Below are 21,627 nucleotides of genomic sequence, written 5' to 3'. Positions count from 1 at the left end.
TATGTCGTTGGCAAAAGCGTCCTTGTGGACGGCGGCCAGTACACTGGTCAAGATTGGTGCCGGGTTACTGGTCGGTAAGTTGCTGGCGGTGTCATTTGGTCCGGCGGGGCTTGGGCTGGCGGCAAATTTCCGCCAGTTGATTACCGTGCTCGGCGTGCTTGCCGGGGCTGGCATCTTTAACGGTGTAACCAAATACGTTGCCCAGTACCATGATAATCCGCAACAGCTGCGCCGCGTGGTCGGCACTTCATCAGCGATGGTACTTGGTTTCTCTACGCTGATGGCGCTGGTTTTTGTGCTGGCAGCTGCGCCAATCAGCCAGGGATTGTTTGGTAATACCGACTATCAGGGGCTGGTGCGTTTAGTGGCGCTGGTGCAAATGGGGATCGCCTGGGGCAACCTGTTACTGGCGCTGATGAAAGGCTTTCGCGATGCCGCAGGTAATGCGTTATCGCTGATTGTCGGCAGCTTGATTGGCGTTCTCGCGTACTACGTCAGTTACCGTTTGGGCGGTTATGAAGGGGCGTTGCTGGGTCTGGCGCTGATTCCCGCGCTGGTGGTAATTCCTGCCGCCATCATGTTGATCAAACGTGGTGTCATCCCGTTAAGCTATCTGAAACCCAGCTGGGATAACGGTCTGGCAGGGCAGTTGAGCAAATTTACGCTCATGGCGTTGATTACGTCGGTGACCTTGCCTGTTGCTTACATCATGATGCGTAAACTGCTGGCGGCGCAGTATAGCTGGGATGAGGTGGGGATCTGGCAAGGGGTGAGCAGTATTTCCGATGCCTACCTGCAATTTATTACGGCATCGTTCAGCGTATATTTGCTGCCCACGTTGTCGCGGCTAACGGAAAAGCGCGATATCACCCGGGAAGTGGTTAAATCGCTGAAATTCGTCTTATCGGCAGTGGCGGCGGCGAGTTTTACCGTCTGGCTGCTGCGTGATTTTGCTATCTGGCTGCTGTTGTCGAATAAATTTACCGCTATGCGCGATCTCTTTGCCTGGCAGTTAGTGGGTGATGTGTTAAAAGTGGGCGCTTATGTCTTTGGTTATCTGGTGATCGCCAAAGCGTCACTGCGGTTTTATATTCTGGCGGAAGTCAGCCAGTTCACTTTATTGATGGTATTTGCCCACTGGCTAATCCCTGCGCATGGTGCACTGGGCGCGGCGCAGGCATATATGGCAACTTATATCGTCTATTTTTCTCTTTGTTGTGGCGTGTTTTTACTCTGGCGTAGGCGGGCATGACTGTACTGATTCACGTACTGGGATCGGATATCCCTCACCATAACCGAACCGTTTTGCGGTTTTTCAATGACGCGCTGGCCGCGACGAGCGAGCACGCGCGCGAGTTTATGGTTGTTGGCAAGGACGACGGCTTAAGTGATAGCTGTCCGGCGCTTTCTGTGCAATTTTTCCCTGGGAAAAAATCGCTGGCGGAAGCGGTCATCGCGAAAGCAAAAGCTAACCGTCAGCAGCGTTTTTTCTTCCACGGTCAGTTCAATCCCACACTGTGGCTGGCTCTGCTGAGTGGTGGCATTAAGCCCAGCCAGTTTTTCTGGCATATCTGGGGGGCAGACCTGTATGAGCTTTCCAGTGGCTTGAGATATAAGCTTTTTTACCCACTACGTCGCCTGGCGCAAAAGCGAGTCGGCTGTGTATTTGCCACCCGCGGCGATTTGAGCTTTTTTGCCAAAACGCACCCAAAGGTGCGGGGCGAACTGCTGTTCTTCCCGACGCGGATGGACCCTTCGCTCAATACGATGGCGAACGATCGGCAACGTGAAGGGAAAATGACCATTCTGGTGGGGAACTCCGGCGACCGCAGCAATGAGCATATTGCTGCCTTGCGCGCCGTTCATCAGCAATTTGGCGATACGGTAAAAGTGGTGGTGCCGATGGGATATCCGCCTAATAACGAAGCGTACATTGAGGAAGTTCGTCAGGCGGGGCTGGAGTTATTCAGCGAAGAAAATCTACAAATTCTGAGCGAAAAACTGGAATTTGACGCCTATCTGGCGCTACTTCGTCAGTGCGATCTTGGTTACTTTATTTTTGCCCGCCAGCAGGGCATTGGTACGCTGTGCTTACTGATTCAGGCGGGCATTCCTTGTGTGCTTAACCGGGAAAATCCGTTCTGGCAGGATATGACGGAACAACATTTGCCGGTGCTGTTTACTACCGACGATCTCAACGAGGATATTGTGCGTGAAGCGCAGCGCCAGTTGGCGTCGGTGGATAAAAACACCATTGCCTTCTTTAGCCCTAACTATCTACAAGGCTGGCAGCGGGCGTTGGCGATTGCCGCCAGGGAGGTCGCATGAGTCTGCTGCAATTCAGTGGCCTGTTTGTTGTCTGGCTGCTCTGCACGCTGTTTATTGCCACGCTGACCTGGTTTGAGTTTCGCCGTGTGCGCTTTAACTTCAATGTCTTCTTTTCATTGCTGTTTTTGCTCACCTTTTTCTTCGGCTTCCCGCTGACCAGCGTGCTGGTATTTCGCTTTGATGTTGGTGTCGCGCCGCCAGAAATCTTGTTGCAGGCGTTGCTTTCTGCGGGCTGCTTCTACGCGGTTTACTATGTCACCTACAAAACCCGCCTACGCAAACGCGTTGCTGATGTACCGCGCCGTCCGCTGTTTACCATGAACCGCGTGGAGACCAATCTTACGTGGGTGATCCTGATGGGTATCGCGCTGGTAAGCGTCGGCATCTTCTTCATGCACAACGGCTTTTTGCTGTTCCGGCTTAACTCCTACAGTCAGATCTTTTCCAGTGAAGTCTCCGGCGTGGCGTTAAAACGCTTCTTTTACTTTTTCATCCCGGCGATGCTGGTGGTCTACTTTCTGCGCCAGGACAGCAAAGCGTGGCTGTTTTTCCTCGTCAGCACGGTCGCCTTTGGCTTGCTGACTTATATGATTGTCGGCGGCACTCGCGCCAATATCATCATCGCATTCGCTATCTTCCTGTTTATTGGCATTATTCGCGGCTGGATTTCGTTGTGGATGCTGGCGGCGGCGGGCGTGCTGGGGATTGTTGGCATGTTCTGGCTGGCACTAAAACGCTATGGAATGAATGTGAGCGGCGATGAAGCGTTCTATACGTTTCTCTATCTCACTCGCGACACCTTCTCGCCGTGGGAGAATCTGGCGTTGCTGTTGCAGAACTACGACAACATCGACTTCCAGGGCCTGGCTCCAATTGTCCGCGATTTCTATGTCTTTATCCCTTCCTGGCTGTGGCCGGGTCGCCCGAGTATGGTGCTGAACTCAGCCAACTACTTTACCTGGGAAGTGCTGAATAACCACTCCGGACTGGCGATCTCGCCTACGCTTATAGGCTCACTGGTGGTGATGGGCGGCGCGTTGTTCATCCCGCTCGGGGCGATCGTGGTTGGTCTGATCATCAAATGGTTCGACTGGCTGTATGAGCTGGGCAACCGCGAGCCTAATCGCTATAAAGCTGCGATATTGCACAGTTTCTGCTTTGGGGCGATCTTCAATATGATCGTGCTGGCGCGTGAAGGGCTGGATTCGTTTGTCTCACGCGTGGTCTTTTTTATCGTGGTCTTCGGCGCATGTCTGATGATCGCAAAACTGTTGTACTGGCTTTTTGAAAGCGCCGGACTCATTCATAAACGTACAAAATCATCGCTCCGGACGCAGGTTGAAGGATAACAATGAATAACAACACCACGGCACCAACCTATACGCTGCGTGGCTTACAGTTGATTGGTTGGCGTGATATGCAGCACGCCCTCGATTATCTGTTTGCTGACGGGCAGCTTAAGCAGGGAACGCTGGTTGCCATTAATGCTGAAAAAATGCTGACTATTGAAGATAACGCCGAGGTCAGGGAGTTAATTAACGCTGCCGAATTTAAATATGCGGATGGCATCAGCGTTGTACGTTCAGTACGTAAAAAGTACCCGCAGGCGCAGGTTTCCCGCGTTGCCGGTGCCGATCTCTGGGAAGAGCTGATGGCGCGCGCAGGCAAAGAAGGGACGCCGGTATTTCTTGTGGGCGGTAAACCTGAAGTGCTGGCGCAAACTGAAGCTAAACTGCGCAACCAGTGGAATGTGAATATCGTTGGCAGTCAGGATGGTTATTTTAAACCCGAGCAGCGTCAGGCGCTGTTTGAACGCATTCATGCCAGCGGTGCGCAAATCGTCACCGTTGCGATGGGATCGCCAAAGCAGGAGATCATCATGCGCGACTGCCGTCTGGTACATCCAGATGCGCTGTATATGGGCGTTGGCGGGACTTACGATGTTTTCACCGGTCACGTAAAACGCGCACCGAAAATCTGGCAAACGCTGGGGCTGGAGTGGCTCTACCGCCTGCTTTCGCAGCCGAGCCGCATTAAGCGTCAGCTTCGTTTGCTGCGTTATTTACGCTGGCACTACACCGGCAACCTATGATTTTCCTCTCTTTGTAAAGCGACGGAGTGGTCACTCCGTCGCCTGTCTGCTTTTTTATTACACAAAGCATTCAAATTTTTAATGCTTTATTTGCCATTTCTCCTGAATTACGAAAACATTTGCAACACTCGATGTACCCATAACGATAACCGGTAACACCGGAAAGCATGCAAACACAACACGAGGATTTATGGCAGATAACAAACCAGAGCTACAGCGTGGGCTGGAAGCTCGACATATCGAACTCATCGCCCTGGGGGGCACCATTGGCGTCGGCCTGTTTATGGGGGCCGCCAGTACCCTGAAATGGGCCGGGCCATCCGTATTGTTGGCCTATATCATCGCCGGGCTGTTCGTCTTTTTCATCATGCGTTCAATGGGCGAAATGTTGTTCCTCGAACCGGTTACCGGTTCGTTCGCCGTTTATGCGCATCGTTATATGAGCCCGTTCTTTGGCTATCTCACCGCCTGGTCTTACTGGTTTATGTGGATGGCGGTGGGGATCTCTGAAATCACCGCCATTGGCGTTTATGTCCAGTTCTGGTTCCCGGAGATGGCGCAGTGGATACCCGCATTGATCGCAGTGGCGCTGGTGGCGTTGGCGAATCTGGCGGCGGTGCGGTTGTACGGCGAAATCGAGTTCTGGTTCGCGATGATCAAAGTCACCACGATTATCGTGATGATTGTCATTGGCCTGGGCGTGATTTTCTTTGGCTTTGGCAATGGCGGGCAGTCGATTGGTTTTAGCAATCTCACAGAGCATGGCGGTTTCTTTGCGGGTGGCTGGAAAGGGTTCCTGACCGCTCTGTGTATTGTGGTGGCGTCCTACCAGGGCGTGGAGCTGATTGGCATTACTGCCGGTGAAGCGAAGAATCCGCAGGTGACGCTGCGCAGTGCCGTAGGCAAGGTGCTGTGGCGGATCCTGATTTTCTACGTAGGCGCGATTTTCGTTATCGTCACCATCTTCCCGTGGAATGAAATAGGCAGCAACGGCAGCCCGTTCGTACTGACTTTTGCCAAAATCGGTATTACCGCAGCGGCGGGCATTATCAACTTTGTGGTGCTGACGGCTGCGCTCTCTGGCTGTAACAGCGGCATGTACAGTTGCGGACGTATGCTCTACGCACTGGCGAAAAACCGTCAGTTACCGGCGGCAATGGCGAAAGTTTCCCGTCACGGCGTACCGGTTGCGGGTGTGGCAGTATCTATTGCTATTCTGCTAATTGGCTCATGCCTGAACTACATCATTCCCAATCCGCAGCGTGTGTTTGTCTACGTCTACAGTGCCAGCGTGCTTCCGGGGATGGTGCCATGGTTTGTGATATTGATAAGCCAGCTGCGTTTTCGGCGTGCACATAAAGCGGCGATTGCCAGCCATCCGTTCCGCTCAATCCTGTTCCCGTGGGCCAATTACGTAACAATGGCATTCCTGATTTGCGTTTTGATCGGCATGTACTTTAATGAAGATACGCGTATGTCGCTGTTTGTTGGCATCATCTTTATGCTGGCGGTGACGGCGATTTATAAAGTTTTTGGCCTTAATCGCCACGGGAAAGCGCATAAACTGGAGGAATAAGCAGCAAAACGCACAAACCGTAACCAAACGCGCAATTTATTTAAAAAGGGACTAGACAGAGGGGTGGGAAGTCCGTATTATCCACCCCCGCAACGGCGCTAAGCGCCCGTAGCTCAGCTGGATAGAGCGCTGCCCTCCGGAGGCAGAGGTCTCAGGTTCGAATCCTGTCGGGCGCGCCATTTAGTCCCGGCGCTTGAGCTGCGGTGGTAGTAATACCGCGTAACAAGATTTGTAGTGGTGGCTATAGCTCAGTTGGTAGAGCCCTGGATTGTGATTCCAGTTGTCGTGGGTTCGAATCCCATTAGCCACCCCATTATTAGAAGTTGTGACAATGCGAAGGTGGCGGAATTGGTAGACGCGCTAGCTTCAGGTGTTAGTGTCCTTACGGACGTGGGGGTTCAAGTCCCCCCCCTCGCACCACGACTTTAAAGAATTGAACTAAAAATTCAAAAAGCAGTATTTCGGCGAGTAGCGCAGCTTGGTAGCGCAACTGGTTTGGGACCAGTGGGTCGGAGGTTCGAATCCTCTCTCGCCGACCAATTTTGAACCCCGCTTCGGCGGGGTTTTTTGTTTTCTGTGCATTTCGTCACCCTCCCTTCGCAATAAACGCCCGTAATAACTCATTGCCCCACGGTATGATTTCGCCCTTAACGTATTGAAGGATGACTTCAGGCAAGGAGCGACCATGCTGCAACAGGTTCCAACGCGTGCTTTTCATGTGATGGCGAAACCGAGCGGTTCCGATTGTAATCTGAACTGTGACTACTGTTTTTATCTCGAAAAACAATCCCTTTACCGCGAAAAGCCAGTCACGCATATGGACGATGACACGCTGGAAGCGTATGTCCGTCACTATATCGCTGCCAGCGAACCGCAAAACGAAGTGGCTTTTACCTGGCAGGGCGGCGAACCAACGCTACTCGGGCTGGCGTTTTACCGCCGTGCCGTAGCGCTACAGGCGAAATATGGTGCTGGCAGGAAGATAAGTAACAGCTTCCAGACTAACGGCGTGCTGCTGGATGACGAATGGTGCGCGTTTCTCGCGGAGCATCATTTTCTTGTTGGTTTATCGCTGGATGGCCCGCCTGAGATCCACAATCAATATCGCGTGACTAAAGGTGGCAGACCCACGCATAAGCTGGTGATGCGTGCCCTGACGCTCCTGCAAAAACATCATGTCGACTATAACGTGCTGGTCTGCGTTAATCGCACCAGCGCGCAGCAACCGTTGCAGGTATATGATTTTTTGTGCGATGCGGGAGTCGAATTCATCCAGTTTATTCCGGTGGTCGAGCGCCTGGCTGATGAAACAACTGCCCGCGATGGACTTAAGTTACATGCGCCTGGTGATATTCAGGGTGAGCTAACGGAATGGTCGGTGCGCCCCGAGGAGTTCGGTGAGTTTCTGGTGGCGATATTCGACCACTGGATCAAACGCGACGTCGGCAAGATTTTCGTGATGAATATCGAATGGGCGTTTGCCAATTTTGTCGGTGCGCCGGGTGCGGTTTGCCATCATCAGCCAACCTGTGGGCGCTCGGTGATTGTTGAGCACAACGGCGACGTTTACGCCTGTGATCACTATGTTTATCCGCAATATCGGCTGGGGAATATGCACCAGCAAACAATTGCAGAAATGATCGATTCCCCGCAACAGCAGGCGTTTGGTGAAGATAAATTTAAGCAGTTACCGGCGCAGTGTCGCAGTTGTAACGTGTTAAAAGCGTGCTGGGGAGGCTGCCCGAAACACCGCTTCATGCTCGATGCCAGCGGCAAACCGGGACTGAATTATTTGTGTGCCGGGTATCAGCGTTATTTCCGCCATCTACCGCCATATCTTAAAGCAATGGCTGATTTGCTGGCGCACGGTCGCCCGGCCAGCGACATTATGCATGCGCATTTGCTGGTGGTGAGTAAGTAGAAATCGGCGGCCGCCTGCGGTTGATTGCCGGATGCGGCGTAAACGCCTTATCCGGCCTACATGATCGTGCAAATTCAATAAATTGCAGCGTTCTGTAGGCTGGATAAGATGCGTCAGCATCGCATCCGGCAAAGGCAGATCTCAGCGATAGCGCCGGCTTAGTCAGATTTAATCTGCGCGCGTGGTGGATATTTTTTCAGGATCTCCATATACGCGTGCATTTCGGTCTGTAGCGGTACACCCATCGGAATATGGCGCACGCCGATGGAGTCGCTTTCCTGCGGATCGGTGTAGAGGTTAAACACCGACGATCCCGCCGTTTGCATTACTGTGCCGGTGAATCCACCCTGATATCCGCTCTGGGTATAAGCGTAAGGTTGCTGAATCAGGACGTGATACTTGAACTCATCCATACGCACAGCAGCGAGTTTACCGTTGAGGAAGTAGTGCTCGGCCTTACGGTTAGACTGACCATTTGTTCCCAGGAAGAAGGATGTCTGGTCCACACCATCGATAAAGGTGGTTTTCGGCACTAAATTCGCCACTTTCGCTCCAGGATGCCCTGCCAGATCCAGCGCGGTAGGGAAGAGATCTGCCAGATCGACAATACCGTCAGATTTACGCGGTTGGATCATCCCTTTCCAGTAAACGAAAGTCGGTACGCGAACGCCGCCTTCCCAGGTCGAACCTTTCGCACCACGGAACGGGGTGCGTCCGTGCGGCGGTACTTCGGCTTCCGGTCCGTTATCGGAGGTAAAGACGATCAGCGTGTTATCAAGCTGACCGTTTTTCTCCAGTGTTTTATACAGATTAGCGAACACATCGTTCATCTCCACCATGCAGTCGCCATACGAGGTGCGTGCCGGAGAGCTACCCGCATATTTCGCATTTGGGTAGTTATCGAAGTGGCAGCCACGAGTGCCGTAGTAGAGGAAGAATGGTTTATCGCTCTTCGCCATCTTGTCGAGGAACTTAACGCCATAGTCCATCCAGCGTTGATCCAGATCTTCCATATATTTCGGCGTAATGTCGGCAATGGCCTGTTGTTCGCCGCCGCGCACCGCATGAACGTCATCTTTGCTGAACGGTAATTGCTTGATGTATTCAGAACGGTCCGGACTCAGGGCCACTTCCGGATTGACGTGAACGTCGCGCCATTCGGTGTACATATCAGACACCGAGTTAAAGCCACGGAAATCATCAAAGCCAACGTTCTGCGGCTGCGACTCTTTGTTTTCCCCCATATGCCATTTTCCGATGGCCTGAGTGACGTAGCCCTGATCGTGCAGCAACTGCGGCAGCGTGGTTAACCCTTGCAGCCCGCCCGGTTGCCCGTACATTGGCGGCATCAGAATGCCGTGGTGGATGGAGTATTGTCCGGTGAGAATGGTGGCGCGGGTTGGGGAAGAGCTTGGTTGAGAATACGCCGAAGTTAAAATCAGCCCCTGGCTGGCAACGGCGTCGATATCTGGTGTAGGGTTACCCACCGCCACGCCGCCACCGTTAAAACCGACGTCCATCCAGCCCACATCGTCCAGCAAGAAAACAACCACATTCGGTTTCTTACCGGTTTTTTTCTCAAGTTCTGCCAGCTTCTGCTGGGTTTCTTTATCCTGCGCCGGATGCTGCATTACTGGCATCATATTGTCGGCAATAGTGGTCGCCGGTTTAACCAGATACTGGTTTGGGTGATCGTATCCGGCAAAGCCTTTGCGTGCGGTGGCAGTTGACGGGGTATCTGCTGCGCTGGCCATGAGAGGAAGAGCGGCGGCGACAGCAACAACAAGACGTTTGGGTGAAAACGAAAATTCCATGCAAAATGCTCCGGTTTCATGTCATCAAAATGATGACGTAATTAAGCATTGATAATTGAGATCCCTCTCCCTGACAGGATGATTACATAAATAATAGTGACAAAAATAAATTATTTATTTATCCAGAAAATGAATTGGAAAATCAGGAGAGCGTTTTCAATCCTACCTCTGGCGCAGTTGATATGTAAGGCAGGTTTATTATATCGCGTTGATTATTGATGCTGTTTTTAGTTTTAACGGCAATTAATATATGTGTTATTAATTGAATGAATTTTATCATTCATAATAAGTATGTGTAGGATCAAGCTCAGGTTAAATATTCACTCAGGAAGTTATTACTCAGGAAGCAAAGAGGATTACAGAATTATCTCATAACAAGTGTTAAGGGATGTTATTTCCCGATTCTCTGTGGCATAATAAACGAGTAGATGCTCATTCCATCTCTTATGTTCGCCTTAGTGCCTCATAAACTCCGGAATGACGCAGAGCCGTTTACGGTGCTTATCGTCCACTGACAGATGTCGCTTATGCCTCATCAGACACCATGGACACAACGTTGAGTGAAGCACCCACTTGTTGTCATACAGACCTGTTTTAACGCCTGCTCCGTAATAAGAGCAGGCGTTTTTTTATGTATCAGGAAGGCCCCGGAGGTGCTTGCCTCCGGGTGAGAAGGAACTACTGTGGCGGGTTATTCTGCAACGTTAACATCAAACCGTCGCGACGCATAGCTGCAGCTTCTTCCGGCTTGTGCAGTCTGTCCAGCGCGTCGGCAAGCCATGCGTAATCGTAGGCGTCCGGACGTTGTTTCAGCGCTGCGCGGAAGGCGAGCGATGCTTCCTGCCATTCTCCGTGCTTCATCAGTGACTGGCCCAGTGTGCTCCACAACAGCGGGCGATCGCCGACGTTTTTGATTTGCTGGCGCAGCACTTTTTCCAGCTGTTCCGGATTGTTTGTTTTCAGTCGAGGAATCGGCAGCAGTAGGCGATCGTCGTACTGGCGTTTCAGGCCATCGATGATAATTTGCTGGGCAGTATCATGATCGTCACATTCAATAAGATGTTCCGCCATTGCCACCTGCAACGCTACCTGATGACGCGTTTTCCGGCTTTGGTTTTTCCACCAGTTACGCAAACCTTCGCTACCGTTATCGGCACGCGCCTGATCCATCAGGCCAATCCATGCCTGTTGTTCCAGCATTGCACGATGTTCTTCATCACCAACATGGGCTTTCGCCATTGATGGGATAATATCCAGCAGCGAACTCCATGCACCTGTGCGGATATACGCCTGTTCCGCCAGACGTAATACTTCCGGATGGCGTGGCGTAACTTCCAGCAGCTTATCCACGCCGTGGCGTGCAGCATGGTTTTCATTACGGGCCAGTTGCAGACGTACGCGGGTGATTTCTACCGGAATGGTGTCGTTGCCGGCCAGCTCCGCTGCGCGTTCCAGATGTTGGTTGGCGCGTGCTTCATCACCACGTTGTTGCGCGGCTTCGGCAGCCAGTAGATAGTTCACCACCGGTTGTTCCGCGTGATCGGCATTTTTCGCCATCAGCTTTTCAACTTGCTGATAATCGCCTTCCGCCAGTTTCAGCAGCGCCTGTTCGGTCTGCTTACGTGCACGGCGACGCTTACGTCCGACAAACCACCCACGGGTGTGCGCGCCAGTGCGGAAGATCCGCCGCAGTAGCCACTCAATGGCAAACAGCACTACCATCGCCAGAATCAATATGATCGCCAGGCCCGTGACGCTGGTTTCGATATTGTAGTTGTCGGTCTGGATCAGCACATAACCCTGATGGCCGGCAATCATCGGGCCAACCACGATCCCCGCAATCAGCAACACAAAGAGCAATAACACTTTTAGCATGGTTATTCTCCTTGCGGCGCGGCTGCCGGAGTATCAGCTTGCGGTGCAGGTGCAGGTTTAGCTTCCGTTGTCCCCGCTGCCGGTTGTGCCAGCAGGTTACGCACGCGAGTCTGCATCAGTTTTTCCAGCATCGCCTGGCTTTGCAGGGTTTCCGGAAGATCCATCGAGATATTTTGCTGGCTTAACTGGTCCACCTCGTCGAGGAACGCTTTGGTGGTGGCATCATCAGTATCGTAGTAAGCACGTACCCAGGTGGAGACGTTCTCCAGCGCCTGGCGATAAGTCTCTTCCTGGTGACGCGGTACAGCTTGTGCTGCGACCAGCAGGCGAGAGCGAATATTTTCGCGCAGATAGATATCCTGATTTGGCGCTAACAGCGGTACGGCGGTGTCATCACGACGGCGAATCGTAATGAAGTTGTCCATAAAGTTCTGCCAGCTTTTTTGCAGATTGATACGCCATTCGCTGATGGAACTGGAAAGCTCTTCACCGTCTGAATCCATCGGCGAACCATCGCTGTCATTATCGGCCAGACGCAGGTTATCTACCTGATTTGAAAGCTGATTAAGCTTAAGGATGATGCCGTCATAATCCACCTGCGATACTGCAGAAAGGCTGGCGATATCATCGGTAATTGCCCGACGAACGGTAATCAGACTCGGGTCATTCATATCCGCCAGGCTGGCGTCTGCACTTTTCAGCAACGCTGCAGCGGTCGTGACGTCCTGATCGCTCCACAGCTTCCGTCCGGCGAGTTTCACCAGAAAATCGGCCTGAGCCAGCAGCCAGGTTTTAGCATCGCTGCCGGAAATGGTGGCGACCTTTTGTTGGACTTCATCCAACTGTTTTGCCAGCGTTTCTTGCTGACGATTCGCCTGCTTAAGTTGTGCAGCTTGTTGCTTAATAATGCCTTCCAGCTCGGCTTTTTGGCTCTCCTGGGCTTTTTGCAATGCCGTCAGTTGGTTAGCCAGGGCATCGCTGGTGGCGGTCTGATTGACGGCCTGTTGTTTACCCCAGCCATACAAACCGATGCCCGCCGCCAGAGCAATAGCGATAGCCACCGCGCTGAGAATCAATGCGGTATTGTTCTTACTCTTTTTTTCTGTTGCGACAGGTTGTGACGTGGTGTCCACGGCCTCCCTGGTCTCTTCAACCACGGCGGAGGTTTTTTCTTGTTCCGTCATTATGGCTTCCTGTTATGAGAGTTATTGTAATGCCCGTAAAAGCGCATCGTTGTCAGCGTTATCGGCGACCTTAATGTCTTGCCAGCCCAGTTCCCGGGCGAGTTTCGCCAAACGCTCACTGACGACCAATAGTCGACAGTGTAGTAACCAGTGCTCACGATACCATTGTGGGATCAGCGACCAGAGTTGCTGCAACATTTCACCGCTGGTAACAACGACCATCGTCACCTCGCGGGCTTGCCAGCGCATCGCTTCTTCTGCACCATCGTAATGGATTGCGCATCGTTGATAACATTCACAAAAAGTGACCTCAGCACCGCGCGCCGTCAGGGTATCCCCAATTAGCTCACGACCACCATTGCCACGTAATATCAGCGCACGTTTGCCCGCAATATTTTGTAATTCAGGTAATTGTAGCAAGACTTCGCTGATTTCCCGATCCTGCGGGTAGAGAATCTTCTGTCCACTTACGGTATGTAGTGCCAGTGCGGTGGTGCGTCCAATGGCGAAATAATCAGGTAGTCGGGGCCATTTACGATCTTGCTGATGCAGCTGTGATTGGGCAAAAGCAACCGCGTGTTGCGAGAGGGCAAACAACAGATCGCTCTCCCCCAGCGCTGCCAGTTGATCAGCAAGTTGCGGTAATTGTTGACCCGGAGAAAACTCAATCAGCGGAAAATGCCAGGCCACCTGCCCCAGTGTGCGCAGACGGCTCACTAACTCTTCTCCAGCGGGAGACGGGCGGGTGACAAGGATACTCATGCCGGGGCGTCTCCGTTATAGACTTCAGCGAGGATCTCGCGCGCGCCGTTATTCAGTAGCTCTTCTGCCAGCGAAATCCCCATTTGTTCGGCATCTTGCGGCGCACCGCGGCGTTCACCGCGAATAATCTGCGAACCGTCCGGCGCGCCGACCAGCGCACGCAGCCAGATTTCGCCATCAATAAGCTCGGCGTAGCTACCAATTGGCACCTGACATCCGCCTTCGAGACGGGTATTCATGGCGCGTTCTGCGGTAACGCGCAGTGCAGTTTCGTGGTGATTCAGCGCGGCAAGCAGCTCGCGAGTGCGTGAATCATCAAGGCGGCATTCAATACCCACCGCACCTTGTCCTACCGCCGGAAGAGAAATCTCGGGTGGCAACGCGGCGCGAATACGTGACTCCAGACCTAAACGTTTTAGTCCGGCTACGGCAAGAATGATGGCATCGTATTCGCCGTTATCCAGTTTGCTCAGGCGAGTGCCGACGTTGCCGCGCAGGGAGCGGATAATCAGATCCGGACGGCGTTCAGCCAGTTGGCACTGGCGACGTAAACTGGACGTCCCGACGATACTGCCTGCCGGTAACGCATCCAGACTGTCATAGTTATTGGACACAAAGGCATCGCGAGGATCTTCACGCTCACAAATAGTGACCAGTCCCAGACCTTGCGGGAATTCAACCGGCACATCTTTCATTGAGTGTACGGCGATATCGGCGCGATTTTCGAGGAGCGCGACTTCCAGCTCTTTTACAAATAAGCCTTTTCCGCCTACTTTCGCCAGCGGCGTATCAAGAATCACATCGCCGCGCGTCACCATCGGTACCAGTTCAACGACCAGGCCCGGATGGCTCGCCATCAACTTGTCTTTGACATAGTGTGCCTGCCAGAGTGCAAGTGGGCTTTGGCGTGTGGCAATTCTTAAAACATTGTCTAACATGCTTGTTACCGTCATTATCATCCGTGGTCCATCCTAACATCCTTGCCAGAGTGATGTCAGTGTTGTGGTGAAACGTAGACGCCTGCGCAAACCGTAAAATGAGGTCTGGCAGTGGATCCTGACAGGCGTTTCACGCCGTTGTAATAAGGAATTTACAGAGAATAAACGGTGCTACACTTGTATGTAGCGCATCTTTCTTTACGGTCAATCAGCAAGGTGTTAAATTGATCACGTTTTAGACCATTTTTTCGTCGTGAAACTAAAAAAACCAGGCGCGAAAAGTGGTAACGGTTACCTTTGACATACGAAATATCCCGAATGCCGCGTGTTACCGTTGATGTTGGCGGAATCACAGTCATGACGGGTAGCAAATCAGGCGATACGTCTTGTACCTCTATATTGAGACTCTGAAACAGAGACTGGATGCCATAAATCAATTGCGTGTGGATCGCGCGCTTGCTGCTATGGGGCCTGCATTCCAACAGGTCTACAGTCTACTGCCGACATTGTTGCACTATCACCATCCGCTAATGCCGGGTTACCTTGATGGTAACGTTCCCAAAGGCATTTGCCTTTACACGCCTGATGAAACTCAACGCCACTACCTGAACGAGCTTGAACTGTATCGTGGAATGTCAGTACAGGATCCGCCGAAAGGTGAGCTTCCAATTACTGGTGTATACACCATGGGCAGCACCTCGTCCGTAGGGCAAAGTTGTTCCTCTGACCTGGATATCTGGGTCTGTCATCAATCCTGGCTCGATAGCGAAGAGCGCCAATTGCTACAACGTAAATGTAGCCTGCTGGAAAACTGGGCCGCCTCGCTGGGTGTGGAAGTCAGCTTCTTCCTGATTGATGAAAACCGCTTCCGTCATAATGAAAGCGGCAGCCTGGGGGGCGAAGATTGTGGCTCCACCCAGCATATACTGCTGCTTGACGAATTTTATCGTACCGCCGTGCGTCTCGCCGGTAAGCGTATTCTGTGGAATATGGTGCCGTGCGACGAAGAAGAGCATTACGACGACTATGTGATGACGCTTTACGCGCAGGGCGTGCTGACGCCAAATGAATGGCTGGATCTCGGTGGCTTAAGCTCGCTTTCTGCTGAAGAGTACTTTGGTGCCAGCCTTTGGCAGCTCTACAAGAGTATCGATTCCCCATACAAAGCGGTACTGAAAACACTGCTGCTGGAAGCCTATTCCTGGGAATACCCGAACCCACGTCTGCTGGCGAAAGATATCAAACAGCGTTTGCACGACGGCGAGATTGTATCGTTTGGTCTCGATCCATACTGCATGATGCTGGAGCGTGTTACTGAATACCTGACGGCGATTGAAGATTTTACCCGTCTGGATTTAGTACGTCGCTGCTTCTATTTAAAAGTGTGCGAAAAGCTCAGCCGTGAACGCGCCTGCGTAGGCTGGCGTCGCGCAGTGTTGAGCCAGTTAGTGAGCGAGTGGGGTTGGGACGAAGCTCGTCTGGCAATGCTCGATAACCGCGCTAACTGGAAGATTGATCAGGTGCGTGAGGCGCACAACGAGTTGCTCGACGCGATGATGCAGAGCTACCGTAATCTGATCCGCTTTGCGCGTCGCAATAACCTTAGCGTCTCCGCCAGTCCGCAGGATATCGGCGTGCTGACGCGTAAGCTGTATGCCGCGTTTGAAGCATTACCAGGTAAAGTGACGCTGGTAAACCCGCAGATTTCACCCGATCTCTCGGAACCGAATCTGACCTTTATTTATGTGCCGCCGGGCCGGGCTAACCGTTCAGGTTGGTATCTGTATAACCGCGCGCCAAATATTGAGTCGATCATCAGCCATCAGCCGCTGGAATATAACCGTTACCTGAATAAACTGGTGGCGTGGGCATGGTTTAACGGCCTGCTGACCTCGCGCACCCGTTTGTATATTAAAGGTAACGGCATTGTCGATTTGCCTAAGTTGCAGGAGATGGTCGCCGACGTGTCGCACCATTTCCCGCTGCGCTTACCTGCACCGACACCGAAGGCGCTCTACAGCCCGTGTGAGATCCGCCATCTGGCGATTATCGTTAACCTGGAATATGACCCGACAGCGGCGTTCCGCAATCAGGTGGTGCATTTCGATTTCCGTAAGCTGGATGTCTTCAGCTTTGGCGAGAATCAAAATTGCCTGGTAGGTAGCGTTGACCTGCTGTACCGCAACTCGTGGAACGAAGTGCGTACGCTGCACTTCAACGGCGAGCAATCGATGATCGAAGCCCTGAAAACTATTCTCGGCAAAATGCATCAGGACGCCGCACCGCCAGATAGCGTGGAAGTCTTCTGTTATAGCCAGCATCTGCGCGGCTTAATTCGTACTCGCGTGCAGCAACTGGTTTCTGAGTGTATTGAATTGCGTCTTTCCAGCACCCGCCAGGAAACCGGGCGTTTCAAGGCGCTGCGCGTTTCTGGTCAAACCTGGGGGTTGTTCTTCGAACGCCTGAATGTATCGGTACAGAAACTGGAAAACGCCATCGAGTTTTATGGCGCGATTTCGCATAACAAACTGCACGGCCTGTCAGTGCAGGTTGAAACCAATCACGTCAAATTACCGGCGGTGGTGGACGGCTTTGCCAGCGAAGGGATCATCCAGTTCTTTTTCGAAGAAACGCAAGACGAGAATGGCTTTAATATCTACATTCTCGACGAAAGCAACCGGGTTGAGGTATATCACCACTGCGAAGGCAGCAAAGAGGAGCTGGTACGTGACGTCAGTCGCTTCTACTCGTCATCGCATGACCGTTTTACCTACGGCTCAAGCTTCATCAACTTCAACCTGCCGCAGTTCTATCAGATTGTGAAGGTTGATGGTCGTGAACAGGTGATTCCGTTCCGCACAAAATCTATCGGTAACATGCCGCCTGCCAATCAGGATCACGATACGCCGCTATTACAGCAATATTTTTCGTGATGAACGTGCCGGAAAGCGAGGCTTATCCGGCATGCAATCTTAGCGGAAACTGACTGTTTCACCCGCCTGCTGCGTCGCCGCCTGTTCCAGCAAATCCCAGAAGGTTTCGCCGCTGCGATCACAAATCCACTCATCGCCTTTCAGGTCAAAATGGTAGCCGCCCTGTTTGGTTGCCAGCCATACCTGGTGCAGCGGCTCCTGGCGGTTGATAATGATTTTGCTGCCATTCTCAAAGGTAATGGTCAGTACGCCGCCGTTGATTTCGCAGTCGATATCGCTGTCGCCATCCCAGTCGTCCAGGCGTTCTTCAATGGTCAGCCAGAGTTGATCAGCCAGGCGATGAAATTCACTGTCGTTCATTGTTGTATCCTGTTTTTAAGTGATGGCGGCAGTATAGCGGCATGGGGTCAGGGCTTCAAAGTTTGCACCTCTGCGGCTGCGTTCCGGCACGATTCATCCGTCACCGGAATAATGATGTCTCTGTGTAGCGAAAGATTTGTCTCTTCATTAGGGCGCAGTTACACCACGTCTTTCCCTGTTTCTGGTAAACATTATGATCAGGTTTACCGAGCGAGCATCCTCACGCTGACGGAACTAAAAAAGACAACAAACAAACCACATTGCGATAGTGCATAAAGCCATCCTGGCGCGAGGTGCCGATCACGAAACTACCAGCAAAACATAAATCCCCACGAGTAAGCGTTATACTCGCAGCATTTCCTCACTTTTCAGACTTCATAAAGAGTCGCTAAACGCTTGCTTTTACGTCTTCTCCTGCGATGATAGAAAGCAGAAAGCGATGAACTTTACAGGCAATCCATAATGAAAAACGTGTTTAAGGCACTCACTGTATTACTTACTCTCTTCAGCCTGACGGGCTGCGGTCTGAAAGGTCCGCTCTATTTCCCGCCTGCAGATAAAAACGCACCGCCGCCGACCAAACCGGTAGAGACGCAAACGCAATCCACGGTGCCGGATAAAAACGATCGCGCCACTGGCGATGGTCCATCCCAGGTGAATTACTAAAAGTCAGTTTCTGTACCCGCGTGATTGGAGTAAATGATGCAGTTCTCGAAAATGCATGGCCTTGGCAACGATTTTATGGTCGTCGACGCGGTAACGCAGAATGTCTTTTTTTCACCGGAGCTGATTCGTCGCCTGGCTGATCGGCACCTGGGGGTAGGGTTTGACCAACTGCTGGTGGTTGAGCCGCCGTATGATCCTGAACTGGATTTTCACTATCGCATTTTCAATGCTGATGGCAGTGAAGTGGCGCAGTGCGGCAACGGTGCGCGCTGCTTTGCCCGTTTTGTGCGTCTGAAAGGACTGACCAATAAGCGTGATATCCGCGTCAGCACCGCCAACGGGCGGATGGTTCTGACCGTCACCGATGATGATCTGGTCCGCGTAAATATGGGCGAACCCAACTTCGAACCTTCCGCCGTGCCGTTTCGCGCTAACAAAGCGGAAAAGACCTATATTATGCGCGCCGCCGAGCAGACAATCTTATGCGGCGTGGTGTCGATGGGAAATCCGCATTGCGTGATTCAGGTCGATGATGTCGATACCGCGGCGGTAGAAACGCTTGGTCCTGTTCTGGAAAGCCACGAGCGTTTTCCGGAGCGCGCCAATATCGGTTTTATGCAAGTGGTTAAGCGCGAGCATATTCGTTTACGCGTTTATGAGCGTGGGGCAGGAGAAACCCAGGCCTGCGGCAGCGGCGCGTGTGCGGCGGTTGCAGTAGGGATTCAGCAAGGTTTGCTGGCCGAAGAAGTACGCGTGGAACTCCCCGGCGGTCGTCTTGATATCGCCTGGAAAGGTCCGGGTCACCCGTTATATATGACTGGCCCGGCGGTACATGTCTACGACGGATTTATTCATCTATGAAGCAACCAGGGGAAGAACTGCAGGAAACACTCACGGAGCTTGATGACCGGGCGGTTGTCGATTATCTGATTAAAAATCCTGAGTTTTTTATCCGTAATGCGCGCGCAGTAGAAGCGATACGTGTGCCGCATCCGGTACGCGGCACCGTTTCGTTGGTCGAGTGGCACATGGCCCGCGCACGTAATCATATTCATGTTCTGGAAGAGAACATGGCGCTGTTGATGGAACAGGCTATCGCCAACGAAGGCCTGTTTTATCGCCTACTCTACCTGCAGCGCAGTCTCACCGCCGCCAGCAGTCTCGACGATATGCTGATGCGCTTTCACCGCTGGGCGCGCGATCTCGGCCTGGCAGGTGCGAGTCTGCGCCTGTTTCCGGATCGCTGGCGCTTAGGTGCGCCGTCGAACCACACTCATCTGGCATTAAGCCGTCAGTCTTTCGAACCGCTGCGTATTCAGCGTTTGGGGCAGGAACAGCACTATCTTGGGCCGCTTAACGGACCAGAGCTGCTGGTGGTGCTACCGGAAGCGAAAGCGGTGGGATCGGTGGCGATGTCGATGCTGGGAAGCGATGCTGATTTGGGTGTCGTGCTGTTTACCAGTCGCGATGCCAGTCACTATCAACAAGGGCAAGGAACGCAGTTACTTCATGAAATTGCGCTGATGTTGCCGGAGCTTCTGGAGCGTTGGATTGAACGCGTATGACCGATTTACACACCGATGTAGAACGCTACCTACGTTATCTGAGCGTGGAGCGCCAGCTTAGCCCGATAACCCTGCTTAACTACCAGCGTCAGCTTGAGGCGATCATCAATTTTGCCAGCGAAAACGGCCTGCAAAGCTGGCAGCAATGTGATGTGACGATGGTGCGCAATTTTGCTGTACGCAGTCGCCGTAAAGGGCTGGGAGCAGCAAGTCTGGCGTTACGGCTTTCTGCGCTACGTAGCTTTTTTGACTGGCTGGTCAGCCAGAACGAACTCAAAGCTAACCCGGCGAAAGGTGTTTCGGCACCGAAAGCGCCGCGTCATCTGCCGAAAAACATCGACGTCGACGATATGAATCGGCTGCTGGATATTGATATCAATGATCCCCTCGCTGTACGCGACCGTGCAATGCTGGAAGTGATGTACGGCGCGGGTCTGCGTCTTTCTGAGCTGGTGGGGCTGGATATTAAACACCTCGACCTGGAGTCTGGTGAAGTGTGGGTTATGGGGAAAGGCAGCAAAGAGCGCCGCCTGCCGATTGGTCGCAACGCTGTGGCGTGGATTGAGCACTGGCTTGATTTGCGCGACCTGTTTGGTAGCGAAGACGACGCGCTTTTTCTGTCGAAACTGGGCAAGCGTATCTCCGCGCGTAATGTGCAGAAACGCTTTGCCGAATGGGGCATAAAACAAGGGCTGAATAATCACGTTCATCCGCATAAATTACGTCACTCGTTCGCCACGCATATGCTGGAGTCGAGCGGCGATCTTCGTGGTGTGCAGGAGCTGCTGGGTCATGCCAACCTCTCCACCACGCAAATCTATACTCATCTTGATTTTCAACACCTTGCCTCGGTGTACGATGCGGCGCATCCACGCGCCAAACGGGGGAAATAATGCGTTTTTACCGGCCTTTGGGGCGCATCTCGGCGCTCACCTTTGACCTGGATGATACCCTTTACGATAACCGTCCGGTGATTTTGCGCACCGAGCGAGAGGCGCTTACCTTTGTGCAAAATTATCATCCGGCGCTGCGCAGCTTCCAGAATGAAGATCTGCAACGCCTGCGCCAGGCGGTACGGGAAGCGGAACCCGAGATTTATCACGACGTGACGCGCTGGCGTTTTCGTTCGATTGAACAAGCGATGCTCGACGCCGGGCTGAGTGCCGAAGAAGCCAGTGCAGGCGCACACGCAGCAATGATCAACTTTGCCAAATGGCGCAGCCGAATCGACGTCCCGCAGCAAACTCACGACACCTTAAAACAGCTGGCGAAGAAATGGCCGCTGGTGGCGATCACCAACGGTAACGCCCAGCCGGAGCTGTTTGGTTTGGGGGATTATTTTGAGTTTGTGCTGCGCGCTGGCCCGCACGGGCGCTCAAAACCGTTCAGCGATATGTACTTTTTGGCTGCGGAAAAACTCAACGTGCCGATCGGCGAGATCTTACATGTTGGGGACGATCTCACCACTGACGTGGGTGGGGCAATTCGCAGCGGAATGCAGGCTTGTTGGATCAGACCGGAAAATGGCGATCTGATGCAAACCTGGGACAGCCGTTTACTGCCGCATCTGGAAATTTCCCGGTTGGCATCTCTGACCTCGCTGATATAATCAG

18 protein-coding genes, 4 tRNA genes and 1 pseudogene are annotated in these 21,627 nt (G+C 52.7%); 16 read left to right on the top strand and 7 right to left on the bottom strand.

Annotation, left to right across the window (positions count from 1 at the left end):
• Position 1 precedes the first annotated feature (1 nt).
• The 10 genes from wzxE (at position 2) to KXD89_RS21750 (ending at position 7,917) form a co-directional block, all read left to right on the top strand.
• The gene (wzxE, locus tag KXD89_RS21795) at positions 2-1,252 is read left to right on the top strand and encodes a lipid III flippase WzxE (protein ID WP_072647350.1); all 1,251 of its coding nucleotides are present in this window, start codon (positions 2-4) and stop codon (positions 1,250-1,252) included.
• Positions 1,249-2,328 carry a TDP-N-acetylfucosamine:lipid II N-acetylfucosaminyltransferase gene (gene rffT / locus KXD89_RS21790; protein WP_000217234.1) on the top strand — a complete coding sequence of 360 codons (1,080 nt, stop codon included), beginning with the start codon at positions 1,249-1,251 and terminating at the stop codon, positions 2,326-2,328. The genes wzxE and rffT overlap by 4 nt, the downstream gene beginning before the upstream one ends.
• The gene (gene wzyE / locus KXD89_RS21785; RefSeq protein WP_000055129.1) at positions 2,325-3,677 is read left to right on the top strand and encodes an ECA oligosaccharide polymerase; all 1,353 of its coding nucleotides are present in this window, start codon (positions 2,325-2,327) and stop codon (positions 3,675-3,677) included. Before rffT ends, wzyE begins: the two co-directional genes overlap by 4 nt.
• A gap of 2 nt (positions 3,678-3,679) precedes the next feature.
• Complete coding sequence (gene wecG, locus KXD89_RS21780; RefSeq protein WP_001064040.1) at positions 3,680-4,420, top strand: lipopolysaccharide N-acetylmannosaminouronosyltransferase; 741 nt, start codon at positions 3,680-3,682, stop codon at positions 4,418-4,420.
• A gap of 190 nt (positions 4,421-4,610) precedes the next feature.
• The gene (locus KXD89_RS21775) at positions 4,611-5,996 is read left to right on the top strand and encodes an amino acid permease (RefSeq protein ID WP_000774731.1); all 1,386 of its coding nucleotides are present in this window, start codon (positions 4,611-4,613) and stop codon (positions 5,994-5,996) included.
• Positions 5,997-6,098: 102 nt separating this feature from the next.
• Positions 6,099-6,175, top strand: a tRNA-Arg gene (locus tag KXD89_RS21770).
• 58 nt (positions 6,176-6,233) lie between these two features.
• Positions 6,234-6,309 (top strand) — tRNA-His (locus KXD89_RS21765).
• A gap of 20 nt (positions 6,310-6,329) precedes the next feature.
• Positions 6,330-6,416, top strand: a tRNA-Leu gene (locus KXD89_RS21760).
• A 42-nt stretch (positions 6,417-6,458) separates the two neighbouring features.
• Positions 6,459-6,535, top strand: a tRNA-Pro gene (locus tag KXD89_RS21755).
• 146 nt (positions 6,536-6,681) lie between these two features.
• Positions 6,682-7,917, top strand: coding sequence for an anaerobic sulfatase maturase (locus KXD89_RS21750; protein WP_000941517.1), 1,236 nt, complete (start codon positions 6,682-6,684; stop codon positions 7,915-7,917).
• A 158-nt stretch (positions 7,918-8,075) separates the two neighbouring features.
• Here the strand turns inward: KXD89_RS21750 and aslA are convergent, their stop codons facing one another.
• From aslA to hemC, 5 genes are all read right to left on the bottom strand, one after another.
• Entirely contained in the window at positions 8,076-9,731 is a 1,656-nt protein-coding gene (gene aslA / locus KXD89_RS21745) for an arylsulfatase AslA (protein WP_000395863.1), read from the bottom strand.
• Positions 9,732-10,409: 678 nt separating this feature from the next.
• Positions 10,410-11,606, bottom strand: a complete 1,197-nt coding sequence (gene hemY, locus KXD89_RS21740; RefSeq protein ID WP_000921791.1) for a protoheme IX biogenesis protein HemY — start codon at positions 11,604-11,606, stop codon at positions 10,410-10,412.
• Positions 11,607-11,608: 2 nt separating this feature from the next.
• Positions 11,609-12,790 (bottom strand): uroporphyrinogen-III C-methyltransferase, encoded by a 1,182-nt coding sequence (hemX, locus tag KXD89_RS21735; RefSeq protein WP_000138997.1) that lies wholly within the window; start codon positions 12,788-12,790, stop codon positions 11,609-11,611.
• A 21-nt stretch (positions 12,791-12,811) separates the two neighbouring features.
• On the bottom strand, positions 12,812-13,552 hold the full coding sequence (gene hemD, locus KXD89_RS21730; protein ID WP_000026046.1) for a uroporphyrinogen-III synthase: 741 nt from the start codon (positions 13,550-13,552) through the stop codon (positions 12,812-12,814).
• A complete protein-coding gene (gene hemC, locus KXD89_RS21725; RefSeq protein ID WP_001338644.1) occupies positions 13,549-14,490 on the bottom strand; it encodes a hydroxymethylbilane synthase in 942 nt (313 codons plus the stop codon). The genes hemD and hemC overlap by 4 nt, the downstream gene beginning before the upstream one ends.
• Before the next feature lie 386 nt (positions 14,491-14,876).
• On the opposite strand from hemC, the gene cyaA reads away from it, so the two are divergent.
• A complete protein-coding gene (gene cyaA, locus KXD89_RS21720; RefSeq protein WP_000281668.1) occupies positions 14,877-17,423 on the top strand; it encodes a class I adenylate cyclase in 2,547 nt (848 codons plus the stop codon).
• A 39-nt stretch (positions 17,424-17,462) separates the two neighbouring features.
• Here the strand turns inward: cyaA and cyaY are convergent, their stop codons facing one another.
• Together cyaY and KXD89_RS22375 are read right to left on the bottom strand one after the other, a co-directional pair.
• On the bottom strand, positions 17,463-17,783 hold the full coding sequence (gene cyaY, locus KXD89_RS21715; RefSeq protein WP_000999947.1) for an iron donor protein CyaY: 321 nt from the start codon (positions 17,781-17,783) through the stop codon (positions 17,463-17,465).
• Positions 17,784-17,908: 125 nt separating this feature from the next.
• Positions 17,909-18,087: pseudogene (locus KXD89_RS22375) on the bottom strand (DKNYY family protein); the annotation flags it as partial.
• A gap of 158 nt (positions 18,088-18,245) precedes the next feature.
• Here KXD89_RS22375 and KXD89_RS21710 point away from each other — a divergent pair.
• The 5 genes from KXD89_RS21710 to yigB are packed head-to-tail and all read left to right on the top strand — an operon-like array spanning position 18,246 to position 21,623.
• Positions 18,246-18,449 carry a lipoprotein gene (locus KXD89_RS21710; protein WP_000799889.1) on the top strand — a complete coding sequence of 68 codons (204 nt, stop codon included), beginning with the start codon at positions 18,246-18,248 and terminating at the stop codon, positions 18,447-18,449.
• Positions 18,450-18,485: 36 nt separating this feature from the next.
• Complete coding sequence (gene dapF / locus KXD89_RS21705; RefSeq protein WP_001160654.1) at positions 18,486-19,310, top strand: diaminopimelate epimerase; 825 nt, start codon at positions 18,486-18,488, stop codon at positions 19,308-19,310.
• Positions 19,307-20,014 carry a DUF484 domain-containing protein gene (locus KXD89_RS21700; protein ID WP_000812796.1) on the top strand — a complete coding sequence of 236 codons (708 nt, stop codon included), beginning with the start codon at positions 19,307-19,309 and terminating at the stop codon, positions 20,012-20,014. Before dapF ends, KXD89_RS21700 begins: the two co-directional genes overlap by 4 nt.
• Positions 20,011-20,907 carry a tyrosine recombinase XerC gene (xerC, locus tag KXD89_RS21695; protein WP_000130691.1) on the top strand — a complete coding sequence of 299 codons (897 nt, stop codon included), beginning with the start codon at positions 20,011-20,013 and terminating at the stop codon, positions 20,905-20,907. The genes KXD89_RS21700 and xerC overlap by 4 nt, the downstream gene beginning before the upstream one ends.
• Positions 20,907-21,623: a 5-amino-6-(5-phospho-D-ribitylamino)uracil phosphatase YigB gene (gene yigB, locus KXD89_RS21690; RefSeq protein ID WP_001213584.1), complete on the top strand. Its 717-nt coding sequence runs from the start codon at positions 20,907-20,909 to the stop codon at positions 21,621-21,623. The genes xerC and yigB overlap by 1 nt, the downstream gene beginning before the upstream one ends.
• The last annotated feature ends 4 nt before the right edge of the window (positions 21,624-21,627 follow it).

The organism is Escherichia sp. TC-EC600-tetX4, from assembly GCF_019356055.1.
Taxonomy (GTDB): domain Bacteria; phylum Pseudomonadota; class Gammaproteobacteria; order Enterobacterales; family Enterobacteriaceae.
This window is presented reverse-complemented; position numbering and strand designations above follow the sequence as displayed.